This is a genomic window from Brevibacillus panacihumi (assembly GCF_003710985.1).
In the GTDB taxonomy this organism is placed as follows: Bacteria; Bacillota; Bacilli; order Brevibacillales; family Brevibacillaceae; genus Brevibacillus; species Brevibacillus panacihumi.
In genome coordinates this window covers 44,466-58,318 of sequence record NZ_RHHT01000015.1, presented here as the reverse complement: position 1 = coordinate 58,318, position 13,853 = coordinate 44,466, and the positions used below count along the sequence as shown (strand labels likewise).

Below are 13,853 nucleotides of genomic sequence, written 5' to 3'. Positions count from 1 at the left end.
TCTGAATGCCCATAATCATAATCATACTCCTTTTCTCCCACTCATTCTGCCGTGAAACTGGTTCGTGATTTGTATTGGTATTGAATCCATCATGAGAAAACATTTTAGATCACGAAAGAGAGATGGGAATGTGAAAAAAGTTTCGACGGTTCTGACAATGTCTTCGTTACTATTCTGTGCTCCGCAATTAGCTGAGGCCGCTTCGGACCCTGCTCCACTGAAACCCTTGCAAGACGCCACATGGTCAAAAGGTATCTTTGATCATCAACTTTATGAGAACTATATTGGCAAACCGAATGACCCCAGTCTTGAATATGATCGCTCGACTATCCAGTTCAGGTTGCCTGACCTCCAAGGCAAGACGGTTACCAAAGCAACCCTTCGCATCAGAATCACTTCCATCAATTCCACTGTCGAGGATGCAGACGTCTTTATCGCTGTATATGGCTCCAGTATTGACAATTGGGAAGCCTCATTCCCGACATTTCCACTGAAAGAAACAGATCCTTTGCTACAGAAGAAAAAGAAAGTTGACCTACAGACATCCGATGGCTGGGTTGAGTTTGATGTGACCAATTTTGTTCAAAATCAAGCAGATGGCCTGGTTACGTTTGCTCTGCTGGGAAACGAGACAGTAGATAATGAAGTACTGTTTTTCTCAGATCAGGATGCAAGAAATTACCCCCAGCTTCTTCTTGAAACGGAGGACGCAACTCCTCCATCCCAAGCACCAGTGATCCATGACGCCGAGACATCGGAAGACACGCCCGCCAGAGATCTCTATCTCTTGCAAGACACCCAAGACGAAACCCCTGTTACCCACTACAAGATTTCAAACATTACAGGTGGCAAGCTGTATCTGGGCAATGGAACTGTTGAGATTGAGAGCGATTCTTTCATAACAAAAGAGGAAGGCGCGGATGGGTTGACGTTCGTCCCGTTGCACGATGCCAACTCCCTCGCCGGGGATTTGTTCTCATTCAACGTACAAGCAGCTCAGGATAACGCAGGCAAAGGGCTAAGCGCTGCAGCCAAAGCCACGATCACAGTCACGGAAGTCAATGACAAGCCCGTTGCTCATCATGATTCTTTGCCTTCCATCGACGAAAATTCAGGGGATCAAATCATTCCATTCTCGGAACTGATCGCGAATGACTCCCCTGGGGCCGACAACGAAGGTGACCAGACCCTGGAGATCATCGATCCGGTCTCGGAACCCACTGCCGGAACCGTACGCATCTCCGGAAGTCATGTTATTTTCAGTCCTGCACGAAACTACCATGGTCCTGCCCGTTTTACCTATAAGCTAAAAGACAACGGCAGCACGGACGGTTCACCCGATCCGCAAATCAGTGAAGATACAGCAACCGTAACCTTCGACATCAATGAAATAGCCAAAACCCCCAGCATATCTCAGGCAGAAACGGATGAAGACACTCCAACATCCGGCGGACTGGAGATTATCCCTGACAACACGGGTGGAATCACAACCTGCTATTACAGGATCAGCGGAATCGTCGGCGGAACCTTGTATCAGAACGACGGTGCCACTCCGATCAGGGAAGGTAGCTTCATCACTGCTGATCAGGGAGCGCTTGGATTGAAATTTTTGCCAGATGAAGACCTCAATTCACCAGCAGGTGATCTATTTCTCTTTCAGGTGCAAGCCGCTGCAGATCAAAGCGGAAGAGGATTAAGCGCTCCGGCAAACGCCTTGATCACAGTCAACGAAGTGAATGACGAACCAGTGGCAACAAGCGATACGTTGGACCCCATCGCTGAAAATGCAGGCGAGCTGACGATCCCTGTCGACAAGCTGCTTGATAATGACGACCCAGGTGCGGAAAATGAGTCCAACCAAAAACTGACTTTTCTCTTGGTCGGAAATAGCGTCGGTGGAACCGTGCACATGGACGAAAGCGAGACTCATGTCATCTTTACACCCGAAAGCAATTTTGTTGGTACTGCCAGCTTTCAATATATGATAGAAGACGCTTTGGGACTGACCAGTCGAACAGCGACAGTTTCTTTCCAGGTTGTCCCTCTGACGGATCGTCCCATCGTCACTCCTGCGACGACGGCTGAGGACGTGATGTCAACAACTGGACTGGTGATTAGCCCCACACATGCTGGCGGCACCACGGCCACACACTTCAAAATCAGCGGCATCACCGGCGGTAGGCTTTATCACAAAAACGGGACAACCCTCATCCAGGACGGAGAATATATTACGGTGAGTGAAGGACAAGCTGGCCTGCGCTTCATGCCAACGGAAAATGCGCACGGCAACACAGGATTTGGCTTCCGCGTACAAGCAGCTGCGGATGCGAACGGTGCTCTGCTCAGTCCCGCTGTCGATGCAACCATCACCGTTACCGAGGTGAACGATCCGCCAGTGGCACAAGATGACAGGCTGGAGACGGTTGTCCCGGGAACTTCCGTCGTAACCATTCCTTTTGACAAGCTGACAGCCAACGATTCTGCCGGACCGGAAGATGAACAATGGCAGATTCTGCAAGTAACCAATGTCATTGCTTTACATGGTGGATCAGTCGAAATAATAGACGGCAAAATCATCTTCACTGTGGCTGCGGATTTTCAGGGACTGGCGAAATTTTCATACACGATTACTGACAATGGTGTAACGAATCAGATCCCAGACCCGAAATCTGTATCAGCCGAGGCCAGCTTTTATGTGAGAGACGAGATTCCCCCTGTTATTACTTTGCACAATGAGACAATGTACTTACACAAGGGTGAAAGTTATTATGAGCCAGGGTATCAAGCCTTCGATGAAGGAGATCACGACCTTACTGACCAGGTCAGTATCACCGGCTTCGTAGACCAGGATCGAATCGGTACGTACGTTCTTACTTATCGAGTTCAAGATAGTAGCGGCAATACTGCGGAGGCAAAAAGAACCGTTCATGTCGTGTCCACCAATCTCTCCGAGCTCTCCGTAGCATCGCTCGACTTGACGCCCGCATTCGAACCAAGCCAACGTGCATACACGCTGTCCGCTCCTGGCGATCAATCGACGGTCACGATCTTCGCCACTGGGGAAGATCCAACGGCAACGATCACGATCCAAGGTACATCTGTGGGAACTGGCGGTGATAAGGAAGTTGCATTGCTTGTCGGCAAAAACGATGTCACGATCGTCGTAACGGCACGCGGAGGTGCTACCAAGACCTATACGCTGGAAATCACGCTTCAGGATCCTCCGACACCTGAACCACAGCCGGAGCCGAACCCGGAACCACAGCCAGAACCGAACCCGGAGCCGCAACCGGAGCCAAACCCGGAACCACAGCCAGAACCGAATCCGGAGCCGCAACCGGAGCCAAACCCGGAGCCGCAGCCAGAACCGAACCCGGAGCCGCAGCCAGAACCGAACCCGGAGCCGCAGCCGGAGCCGCAGCCAGAACCGAACCCGGAGCCGAGCCCTGAACCAAAACCGGAGCCTAAACCTCGTCCTGACCGGGATCGTGATCGCGACCGAGACAGGGGCTCCCATTCAGCTAGCAGTTCCAAAGCAGTCTCCGAAACACGCCAGGCAAAAGTAACAACTGGCTCGGAGACTGTTCAAGTGGACATCACCCGCAGATCAGCAGCAAATGGCAAAATCTTTGACTCTGTCACTTTACGAGAATCGAAGGTGGATCAACTAATCGCAAAAGCAGCGGCAGATGCGACCGGTTTTGCAAAAATCAGCATCGATGATCTGCCGGAACAACCAGCAGACGAGATAGAGATCAGCATTGCCAGACAAGCCCTTCGCAAACTGCAAAAAGAATCACTCGGACTGATCATGGAAGCAGGCGGCGGAGCCCGCGTTACCCTGCCTGCGGAAGCATTGGGTCAATTGACGGATGTAGAGGAGAACCTGATCTTCAACGTCATCCCCATTCGCAAGCCTGGTGAATTACAGCAAGTGCAAGAGCGTGCCATGATGACCCAGCCGTTCCAATCCTTCGCCCAAGGAAGAAACGTGAGAATCGTAGGTCAGTCGATGAAGATTGAATCGAACTACAACATTCAAGAATCACAGGTATTGTTCCCGCTGACAGGCCTGGAGGTACCTGCTGATCCCCAATTGCGTCAAGCCTTCTTGAACGGATTAGCCATGTTTGTCGTCCATGACGCAGGCGAGTCCGGCGTAAAATTCGGACAGGTGATCATGGACCAGAATCAGAATCCGATCGGACTTGAAATTGAGGTGAAAAAATTCGGGACCTATACCATACTCTCAGCCGATGCCTCCGAGCGTACTGCGGAAAACATCTCTCGCGCTGAAGTAGCGTCCCTGATCGCCCACCAGTTGGAGCTCAATCAGGTCGCGGAGTCAAACAGCTACCTGGACGTACCTGCCGCACATTGGGCTTCAAAAGAAGTGAGCCAATTGACGGCCGCAGGCATTTTCGCTGGCGATGCTCTTGGAAATTTCCGCCCAGAGCAGGGGTTGACGCGTGCGGAGATGGCTGTGATTGCCTCGAAAGTATTCGGACTGAATGCTTCGGTAGATAGCAATACGTTCCCGGATACCCAAGGCCATTGGGCAGGGCCTGTTATTGAATCTGTGAAACATGCGGGTCTCATGCTTGGCTTTGCAGATGGAAGCTTCCGTCCCGATCAGCCGTTGACCAGGGCAGAAGCAGATGCTGTGCTGAAGAGATTGTTTCAGCCGTCACGCTAGATGGCATTAGGCTGGATTGTTTCAGCATGATAGGTGTGCACAAAAGCTGGCAGCGGAAATCAACCGCTGCCAGCTTTTTCATTGTTGCATGAGCTTTCCCTTTGCATGGGAGTATGAATTGGTTACTATTTGGTAAGGAGGTGCAGAAATGACGCGATTGATCCTCGGTTTTGCCGTGACCTATCTCATCATCAGTCTTCCCGATATTTTCGGTCTGACCTTCGCTATACAATGGGTGCCAGGAGTTTCTCCTGTACAGAAAGCCTGGACCTATTTCACATCTGGCTTGGCAGAAAATGCTTTGGGCAAATTGGTTGTCGCAACGCTCTCTGCCCTGCTTTTTCGATTCTGCTCACGGCTATTTCGCGGGCTTGCTTGAGAGAAGCTCTATATGGAAAAGAGGAGATACACATGCCTAACATGCTAAAAGAACGGAAGGCCATTATTTTTGATATGGATAATACGCTCTTGCAATCCCGTATCAACTTTCCGGGGATGAAGACAGCAGTCTTTCAATTGCTGGTGAAGCATCAGATGATCCATCCGAATCTTGATTACACCAGACATTCCGCCTCGCAGCTGATCGATCTCGGACGCAATTCGGGCCGGATTACCGAAGAAATAGAAGCCTCCATCTGGGATACCATTGTCGCTTACGAAACAGAAGGAATGATCGGCGCCTCCCTGGAGGAGGGGGCAAAGGATGTTCTCGATGCACTGAGACATCACTATACGTTGACTATCTTGACAAACAATGCGCGCTCCGCTGCTTTACAGGCACTTCAGGATACTGGCATCATTCCCTTTTTTGACTTGATCGCCGGGCGGGAACAAATGACGGAATTAAAGCCTTCTCCCTCCGGCATTCACTATATTCTGGACAAATATCCAAACATTCCGGCGGAAGAGTGGATCATGGTCGGAGATTCCTGGATCGATGGCAAAGCGGCGCAAGACGGCGGAATCGGTTTCATTGCCTATCAAAGTGAGCCAGCGGAAATGGAGAGTCACGGAGTCACTCCCCTCGCGTATGTCCAGCGCTTGGAGGAATTGCTGTATTGAGCTAGTCAGCCCCCCAACCTTTTTACATGTAACCTTTAAAAAAAATCGATGAAGAGTGGAAAGTTGTCAACCTGGCCTTTGACGTCTAAAGCATGTACGGAAGGGGATCTGCCATGAACCTGCGCGTACACGATGTCCCCGTTGTTCTGCTTCACAGTCCACTTGTGGGCCCCTTTACTTGGCGCCCTGTAGCTGAGTACATAAGGAATATGGGTACGGAGGTGTTCATACCCACGCTTCGCAATCACGACACCTCACCCTGTTACTGGAAAGATCATGCTTGGTCCGTGTCGGAAGCGCTTCGGACAATACCTCCTCATTCCAAAATCGTCCTGGTTGGTCATAGCGGCGCTGGTTCCTTGCTTCCCTCTGTAAGGGAAAGTCTCGATCACAAGATCATTGGCTATATATTTGTAGATGCCATCATTCCCAGGCACAACTGCTACGGCCTCTTTTCCGGGCCGTCACTTTCACATGCTGGAGGACCCCGAAACGGTTGGAAACACATTGCTTGATCTGATGGAACGCCTTCTGGATCACCAGTAAGACGACTGATCTTTCTGATGGTCAAGCATTTCCCAAAAATACCCTATCTTCCCTTTTTGTGATATAATTCCAAAAAAGGTATAGTAGGTGGTTTTTTGACAACGTTAGTTAGATCCTTCATCTTTTCACTCATTGTAAATCTCCTGATTTTTTGGGCTTATTATACATGGGACTTGTATCGATCTAACCAGGAACAGATAGAGTTTCTAAAAGTCATTCAGCAGCATCTTCGTGAAAATCCAGAAGGACAGCTTCACATTGTTTACTGGTCTTCCCCTACATACACTTCCATCCTCTGGTACGGATTGGTGACCGTTCCTTTCTTTATGGGTGTATATGTTTTATATAAGAAGAGGTTTTCAACAGAGTGACGATCGGAAGCAAAAAAACCCCTTTGATTGCCAAAGGGGTTTCTGCACTGCCTCAAGGTGGTTACCCCGAGATTCCTTCCTGTCATCCTATTCATCTTTGGAAGTAAAATTGTATTTTTTGTTGATCTGTTTCGCGATTGTATCCAAGAATGAATATACTGTCATATTTTCTACCTTGCTTGTATACCAAGCGAGTTTTGCTCCATTTTCCACCCCATTGTATTCTACTTTTAGCGGCATGTATGTTTTATTTGTGTAGGTATAATCAAACTCGATGTATAGTTCATTTCCCTCCGGACTTTCGAGAAAGACCGAATACTTCGGATTTTTATATTCAGGCTGGAATTTTACTCTCTTTATTTTTGTTTTCATAGCTTCCCCCTTTTTCATAGATTGATCATACCACAAAAAATCCCTTCAGCCAGATTGTCTCTCCAGCATGAAGGGATCTTTTCTCATCTTATTTAAACAAATTGATCGTGGCGATGATGATCGGCATGCCGAACACATCAATCAGGAAGGCCCCTACGATGGGAACGACCAGGTACGCTTTTCGCGAAGGTCCAAAACGGGCCGTTACTGCCGCCATATTTGCCATTGCATTAGGTGTCGCGCCAAGACCATGTCCTGTAAAGCCTGCAACCATTACGGCAGCGTCATAGTTCTTGCCAAGCAGTCGGAACAGAATCAAAGCACCGAACAGGACGATAAATACAACCTGTACAAACACGATAACCAGCATTGGAAGCGCAAGATCTGCGACCTCCCACAATTTGATGCTCATGAGGGCCATGGAAAGGAAAATGCCAAGTGTTACGTCGCCGATCAGGTTGATGCTCTTCATGTCGATCGCATTCGGATTGAGCTTGTCCGCGATGTTGCGCACGATGACTGCCACAAACATAGCCCCTACATAACCGGGGAGAACAAAGCCGGTTGCTGTCGAGAACAGCTCGCCCAAATACGTTCCCAATGCCATACAGAACGTGATGAGCAGTACTTGGATGAAGAAGGTATTCGTCGTAATCGGTTGTGCTTTCTCTTCTACTGTCTCGACGGTCTCTTCTGTTTCCGTTGGTTTGAGATCGTATTTGGAAACCAGGTATTTAACAGTCGGTCCGCCTACCAGACCCCCTGCTACGAGACCAAAGGTTGCCGCCGCAATCCCGATCGCCAACGCTGATTGGATTCCCATATCTTCCAGAGTTTGTCCAAACGCGCCTGCCGCACCGTGTCCACCTTCCATGGAAACGGCCCCTGCCATCATACCAATCAGAGGATGAATGCCGAATAACGAAGCCAGGGAGACACCGATCACGTTTTGTGCCAAAGCCAAGACGCCACAGGCAATCCAGTAAATGACGAGCAGCTTGCCGCCCAATTTGATCAGCTTGAAGCTTGCTCCCAGCCCTACTGTGGTGAAGAAAGTCAGCATGAACAGACTCTGCAAGGAGGTATCCAGGGTTATTTCCAAAACGCCAGTCGCTTTCAGGGCTGTTGCCACGATGGCGAATAACAGCCCCCCGACAACCGGTGCCGGTATACAGAACTTTTGCAGGAATCCTGCTTTTTTGACCAGATACGTTCCCAATACGAGAAGTGCTACCGCCAGAAAAATCGTATTTACTTGATTAAGTGCTAAAGTCATAGTTGTCTCCCCCTAAAAATGCCATGATGGCTTCATTCGTCAGATAAGCACCTAATTTCACCGTTCTTCCGTTTTCGTCCAAGACCGGATTTACTTCACAAATATCAAAAGAAAGCGTTTTCTTATGAGCGGCAACTGCGCGGATCAAGGATCGGACCAGCATGGGGGTCAAGCCAAAAGGAGACGGAGCACTGACTCCCGGAGCGAAGGCTGCATTCAAAACATCCGTGCAAAGCGTAAGCATGACATGATCATGATTTTCGATGAATGCATGCAGGGATGCCAGAATGTCTTGCATCCGTTCGCCGGCCATCTCTTCTTCATATACGTAACGAACTCCCAGCTCATCCGCTTTATCGAAGAGCTCTTGCGTATTGCCAAACCGCTGGATTCCCAGCACGTAATAGCGGCTATTCGGGTCATGCTCCAGGATTTGCCGAAACATCGTACCCGATGACGGCTGCTTTTCATAGGAGCGCAGATCAAAGTGGGCGTCAATATTAATGATCCCCAGGGAAGCATCATTTCCTATATGCTTTCGTACACCTGCATAATGTCCATACAGGGTTTCATGTCCCCCGCCCAGAATAATAGGAGTCGCCGATTTTGATAATAGTTCAAATACCGCCTGACCCAATTCCTCCTGGGCCTCCTCAAGCTTGTCGCCTTGACAAGAAACATTCCCCACATCGACAAGCCGTTTCCCTTCCGACTGTCTCCAAGGAAGACTTGCAAGCGCTTGCCTGATTGCATTCGGTGCTTGAGCCGCACCTACTCGACCTTGATTGCGCCTGACTCCTTCTTCACACTCAAACCCGATGAGGGCACATGTGCGATCCGCAGAAATCGGCATGTTTTCGAGATCTACTCGCTCCACCAGTTGATGGTAACGAAAACTGCTTCTTCTTTCCGTATGATCAATCCGACCGGTCCATACATCAGCTGAAACACTCCTAGGCAATCTATTCACCCTTTCTGAACCTTAAGTAGATTTTGTTTTTTGATTATATAATGACAAACTTATTATTTCTAATATATAATTTAAATAAATTAATAGCTTGATGCTATAAATAGTGGCAGGTGATTTACTTGGACATCAAACAATTACATTATTTTGTGACGGTTGCGGATCAGTTGAGCTACTCCAAAGCCGCACAAAGACTGCATATTTCACAGCCTTCCTTAAGCAATGCCATTAAAAATCTGGAGCTGGAGGTCGGCTCTCCGCTGCTGGAGAGAAATACCAGAAGGGTGGAATTGACGGACGCTGGTAAAATTTTATATACGAAAGCAACCCTGCTGCTTTCTCAAATGAACATGTTGAAAAAAGAAATGGAAGAAGTAAAGCTGACGGGAAGCGGCGAACTCATCATTGGCATCATTGAATCCGTCAAGCACTGGATTCCCAAAGTCATCCGCACCTATCAAGACCGCTTTCCTGACATTCACTTTAAGCTGTTGGAAGTGCTGGGTGGAAAGGCAGTGAAGGAATCATTGCGGAAATACCATACGCATCTGCTCATTACCAACCAATGTATAGAAGAAGAGGACATCGAATCACTCCCTTTATACGATGAAAAATTGGTCCTTGTCCTGCACAGAGATCATCCTTTGGCGCAGAAGGAGTCTATTCACATCAAAGATCTGGAACAGGAATCCTTCATTATTAGCACGGAAGGTTTTCAAACAAGGGCAGATATCCTGAGAGCCTTTTCACTCGAGCAAGCGACCCCGACAATCAAATTTGAGATTGAACGTTTTGAAACCGCATTAACCCTGGTTAGGGAAAATTTGGGAATTACCATTATTCCCGAAAATTATGTATCCGAACCCATGGACGCATCCATCGTCCGAAAAACGATCCATTCTCCTGCGCTGGAAAGGACCATTTATGTGGCTTATATGAAAAATCGTTATTTGGCTCCGGCAGTGCAATCCTTTTTGGAAGAAACTCGGCGCAATTTTGCCTGAATGGAAGGTGTGAAACATCGTGCTTGCTATTTTTCTATTTATTCTCGCTGGACTTGCAGAGATTGGCGGCGGATATTTGGTCTGGTTATGGCTGCGTGAATCGAAGCCGCTTTGGTATGGGATCGTCGGCAGCCTCATTCTTGTTTCTTATGGAATTATTCCTACTCTCCAAAACTTCCCTTCGTTTGGCAGAGTCTATGCTGCTTACGGCGGTGTTTTCATCGCTCTGGCAGTATTGTGGGGATGGTGGATTGACAAAAAAACGCCGGATATGTACGACTGGATCGGGGCTATGGTCTGCATCGTTGGCGTCTCGATCATGTTATGGGCCCCCCGTCATTAAAAGGAGTGGTCAACCAGAAACCATTTCCATTCCTCTGACGTCATACAAGTAACCCTATACGTTGGAGGATATCTGAATGATGCGAGTGCCACTCTGTACGCTTATCTTCGCCGCCCTTTTGCATGCCGGAACGTCCGAAGCTCCTCAGCATAGGGCGATATTGGCCGACAGTCTGATTGATTCCACATCCGCTGCTTCCAAAGCCACCCGTATTGTCCTCGCGATGACAGATGGCCTCTATAGCGTAGAGCATGAACCCGGACCCTTTTTGGGACCCAATTGGACAGGAACCTTTGAGCTCCAATTGCTGGACGATCGTCGCCAAATCGTCTCAACTGCCCGATTGAATGAGTCGTTCGAGGAATTGCGCTTTCAAAAGCCTTTTTCCTTTCAATTCTCGGATTACAACCAGGATGGTCATCCCGATTTTGCCATCGGGCAATATGCATCCAGCAATGTTTACATCTATCGGTTGTTTACGATCATCGACGACAAAATCAAGGAGCTTCCTATAGTACCCGATCAAGAGATCATCAGTTCCGAGCGTGGCTACTCCATTTTGTTTACGAAAGGGAGCCATGCATCCTTTGAAACGGTTTATTACAATAATGCAGCAGGCACATCGTTCAAACGCGTGTACGAATGGAATGGCAATGCGTTCGAACGGGTACTGGAAACGTCAAGCCAGAAATAGCCCGTCTCATAGACATAAGAAAAAACCTCTTGCTGCCAAGAGGTTTTACGTTGCTTGTTCCATTTCAAAGCGGCACTATCCCCTGTCAATTCCCGCCTGTGATATAATCCTTTTTAACAACCCTACTTTCACAATTTTCGAACAGCAGAGGTGGATACATTGCTAGAGTCCATCAGAGAAGTTTATCAGGCAACCCCGTGGCTGGAGAATCTGCCCGATCAATGGGAACTTTTGAAGGAAGCCGGGACCCCGATCGAATGTAAAAAGGATACGATCATTTTCGAACAGGATGACGAGGCTGAACACTTGTATCTCATCGCAAGCGGCAGGGTATGTCTATATGCCACCACGCCAGCCGGTGAGGAGAAAGCATTGGCCTTCATTGGAAAAAACGGCTTGATCGGAGAGTACGACTCGCTTGGCAACCTGCCCCATGCCACCAGCGCCATTACGGTTTCCAAAACGGTTCTCTACAAAATCAGCACCGGCCGGTTCAGAGAATTGCTGAAGCAAAACTTCCATTTGGTGGAGCAGCTGCTTCATTTTGAAAGCCGCAAATACCGCATGCTATGCGCGCAGTCGTTGCAGCTAAGCTACAGGAAGGCTCCGCACCGGATCTGTGCCACTCTCATCCAGTTGGCGCTCAATTACGGCACGCCATTGGAGCAGGATTCGATCCAGATCGCCACGACCTTTACCCATCAGGAGATGGCGAATCTGGTCGGCACCACACGAATCACCGTCATCAATACCCTCAAGTGGCTGGAGCGGCACCACATTTTGGAGAAGCAAAACAAATACTATGTGATAACCGATCTGCCCCGTCTGGAATCACTTGTTCAGGATGAGACCTGGAAGCTCACTAAGCACGCTGAAGGATGATCGTCTGCTGGCCTTCCTGGATCGCCTTGGCACCCATGAGCGCAAAGGCTTCGAGATCTTCCTGGCGAATGGCTGCAAAACGGTTGCCTGGCACCCAGCCCATCGGGAAAAAGGTTCGGCAGTCCTGCCCATAAAAGCATCCCAAATCATAGATCGGTGCGGGGATGCCGTTCCAGGCATAGGGCGGCATGTACGTAAACAAGAGATCGCCGACCGCCGGAAAGCAGGTTTGATTTTCGGGTGCGACCTCATGCAACGGGGTTGTGTCGCAGCGCTCCTGTGGAAGCTGGATGGAAAGCTCTTTTCCCGTGTACATGGCATGCTTGCAGGATACCTGCAGAGGCGTTTCGAGAATCTCCCAAATCGCCTTGCACGTAATCGGTGCTTTTTCCGTCAACAGGTCTGCCCAAATCTCGATCTGATGATGGGGAAAAGACAGCTTAATCTGATTGGACATGTTCTCTCTCCCTTCCATTAGACCACCCTCGGCTCTGGAATCAGCGCATTTTGGCGGAAACGGTTAAAGTGAAGCGGCGAAATATCAACAGACGTCTTGTTTCCGATGATCGTATCCGCGATGGTCTCTCCGATGGCAGGGGCCATCATAAAGCCGTGTCCGCTCATCCCGATCGCTTGGTAGTACCCTGCCACTTCGTCCACCCCTCCAAGAATCGCCTGATGGTCTAGGGTACTGTCGTAGGTGCCGTCCACATGTGTGCGGAACTCTACTTGTTCCAAGGGCGGGAACAGCTCCATGCCTACTTCGGCGGCTTTCATCTGATAATCGAAGCTATTGTACGGCGGCTTCATATCACTGCCCAAATAGCTGAGATAGATCGTTCCGTCTGTCAATTGCTTGGCTGCGAAACCGCGCTCAAAAGAGATCAGCAGCGGCTCCAAAATCCGCTCCTCGATCCGATTGGTGTACAAAATCCGGCGAACCTCCGGCTGGATCGGAATCTCCACTCCGATGGTTGCGGCCAATTCTTTGGAGCCTAGTCCCGCGGCATTGACGACGAAGCTGCAATCAATCCTGCCCCGCCCCGTCTGCACACCCACCACTCGATTGTTCTCCACCAGGATTTGCGGAACCTCGTCGAGAATAAACCGGACGCCTCGCCGTTTGGCCGCTGCCGCAAAGCTGGTCGTCACATGGTAGGCATCGTCAGCAAATCCATCCGTCGGGCAATAAGAAGCGGAAAGGAAGGTGTCCGTATTGACCCCCGGCACAATCTCTTTCACTTCATCCCGAGTGATAAATTTGGTGGGGATGCCCAGCCTGTTTTGCAGCTCCAGGCTCGGCTGATAGTTTTTGGCCGCCTGCTCGCTGTGAAACAGATACAGGTATCCCACCTGGCGGAACTTGATTTCATATTCCGGTTCCAGCTCGTCGTTGATCCGCTGATAAAACTCAGTCGATGCTTTGGCCATCAGACAGTTGATTTCGGTTCCCCACTGCTGCCGTACGCCCCCGGGACAAATGCCTGTGATCCCGGAAGAGATTCCCCCCTTGTCGATCACCACAATATCAGAATATCCTTTTTTTGACAAAAAATAAGCAATGGAGCAACCGATCACTCCTGCACCCACGATCACGATTTCCGCTTTTTCTCGCATGATTCTGCCTCCCTTTCCTCGTA

Annotated in this window: 12 protein-coding genes; 7 read left to right on the top strand and 5 right to left on the bottom strand. The window is 49.3% G+C overall.

The genetic code is table 11. The features are described 5' to 3' along the window. The first annotated feature begins 91 nt into the window (after window positions 1–91). The 3 genes from EDM58_RS08075 to EDM58_RS08065 all read left to right on the top strand — a co-directional run bounded on the left by EDM58_RS08075 (window position 92) and on the right by EDM58_RS08065 (window position 5,758). Window positions 92–4,696, top strand: coding sequence for a tandem-95 repeat protein (locus tag EDM58_RS08075; protein ID WP_122912883.1), 4,605 nt, complete (start codon window positions 92–94; stop codon window positions 4,694–4,696). 148 nt (window positions 4,697–4,844) lie between these two features. Next, entirely contained in the window at window positions 4,845–5,075 is a 231-nt protein-coding gene (locus EDM58_RS08070) for a hypothetical protein (RefSeq protein ID WP_122912882.1), read from the top strand. A gap of 32 nt (window positions 5,076–5,107) precedes the next feature. Continuing rightward, window positions 5,108–5,758 (top strand): HAD family hydrolase, encoded by a 651-nt coding sequence (locus tag EDM58_RS08065; RefSeq protein WP_246000573.1) that lies wholly within the window; start codon window positions 5,108–5,110, stop codon window positions 5,756–5,758. Between the two features lie 1,004 nt (window positions 5,759–6,762). On the opposite strand, the gene EDM58_RS08050 is transcribed toward EDM58_RS08065, so the two are convergent. From EDM58_RS08050 to hutG, 3 genes are all read right to left on the bottom strand, one after another. Further along, window positions 6,763–7,047 (bottom strand): hypothetical protein, encoded by a 285-nt coding sequence (locus EDM58_RS08050; protein WP_122912879.1) that lies wholly within the window; start codon window positions 7,045–7,047, stop codon window positions 6,763–6,765. Between the two features lie 88 nt (window positions 7,048–7,135). Then, the gene (gene gltS, locus EDM58_RS08045) at window positions 7,136–8,323 is read right to left on the bottom strand and encodes a sodium/glutamate symporter (protein ID WP_023557574.1); all 1,188 of its coding nucleotides are present in this window, start codon (window positions 8,321–8,323) and stop codon (window positions 7,136–7,138) included. Then, a complete protein-coding gene (gene hutG, locus EDM58_RS08040) occupies window positions 8,307–9,293 on the bottom strand; it encodes a formimidoylglutamase (protein ID WP_122912878.1) in 987 nt (328 codons plus the stop codon). Before hutG ends, gltS begins: the two co-directional genes overlap by 17 nt. A gap of 119 nt (window positions 9,294–9,412) precedes the next feature. On the opposite strand from hutG, the gene EDM58_RS08035 reads away from it, so the two are divergent. From EDM58_RS08035 to EDM58_RS08020, 4 genes are all read left to right on the top strand, one after another. Beyond that, window positions 9,413–10,294 carry a LysR family transcriptional regulator gene (locus tag EDM58_RS08035; RefSeq protein WP_122912877.1) on the top strand — a complete coding sequence of 294 codons (882 nt, stop codon included), beginning with the start codon at window positions 9,413–9,415 and terminating at the stop codon, window positions 10,292–10,294. A 16-nt stretch (window positions 10,295–10,310) separates the two neighbouring features. Then, window positions 10,311–10,637, top strand: a complete 327-nt coding sequence (locus EDM58_RS08030) for a YnfA family protein (protein ID WP_031305936.1) — start codon at window positions 10,311–10,313, stop codon at window positions 10,635–10,637. 76 nt (window positions 10,638–10,713) lie between these two features. Continuing rightward, window positions 10,714–11,331, top strand: coding sequence for a hypothetical protein (locus tag EDM58_RS08025; protein WP_122912876.1), 618 nt, complete (start codon window positions 10,714–10,716; stop codon window positions 11,329–11,331). A 159-nt stretch (window positions 11,332–11,490) separates the two neighbouring features. Next, on the top strand, window positions 11,491–12,213 hold the full coding sequence (locus tag EDM58_RS08020; protein WP_183187450.1) for a Crp/Fnr family transcriptional regulator: 723 nt from the start codon (window positions 11,491–11,493) through the stop codon (window positions 12,211–12,213). Here EDM58_RS08020 and EDM58_RS08015 read toward each other — a convergent pair. Next, window positions 12,194–12,670 carry a DUF3830 family protein gene (locus EDM58_RS08015; RefSeq protein ID WP_023557581.1) on the bottom strand — a complete coding sequence of 159 codons (477 nt, stop codon included), beginning with the start codon at window positions 12,668–12,670 and terminating at the stop codon, window positions 12,194–12,196. The two genes, EDM58_RS08020 and EDM58_RS08015, sit on opposite strands and share 20 nt — an antisense overlap. Before the next feature lie 17 nt (window positions 12,671–12,687). Next, window positions 12,688–13,830 (bottom strand): NAD(P)/FAD-dependent oxidoreductase, encoded by a 1,143-nt coding sequence (locus EDM58_RS08010; protein WP_122912874.1) that lies wholly within the window; start codon window positions 13,828–13,830, stop codon window positions 12,688–12,690. Window positions 13,831–13,853: the final 23 nt, after the last annotated feature.

Coding starts and splice junctions, on each gene's coding strand:
- EDM58_RS08050 (WP_122912879.1), bottom strand. CDS start 7,047: ATGAAAACAAAAATAAAGAGAGTAAAATTCCAGCCTGAATATAAAAAT.
- EDM58_RS08025 (WP_122912876.1), top strand. CDS start 10,714: ATGATGCGAGTGCCACTCTGTACGCTTATCTTCGCCGCCCTTTTGCAT.
- EDM58_RS08070 (WP_122912882.1), top strand. CDS start 4,845: ATGACGCGATTGATCCTCGGTTTTGCCGTGACCTATCTCATCATCAGT.
- gltS (WP_023557574.1), bottom strand. CDS start 8,323: ATGACTTTAGCACTTAATCAAGTAAATACGATTTTTCTGGCGGTAGCA.
- EDM58_RS08065 (WP_246000573.1), top strand. CDS start 5,108: ATGCCTAACATGCTAAAAGAACGGAAGGCCATTATTTTTGATATGGAT.
- EDM58_RS08010 (WP_122912874.1), bottom strand. CDS start 13,830: ATGCGAGAAAAAGCGGAAATCGTGATCGTGGGTGCAGGAGTGATCGGT.
- EDM58_RS08075 (WP_122912883.1), top strand. CDS start 92: ATGAGAAAACATTTTAGATCACGAAAGAGAGATGGGAATGTGAAAAAA.
- EDM58_RS08015 (WP_023557581.1), bottom strand. CDS start 12,670: ATGTCCAATCAGATTAAGCTGTCTTTTCCCCATCATCAGATCGAGATT.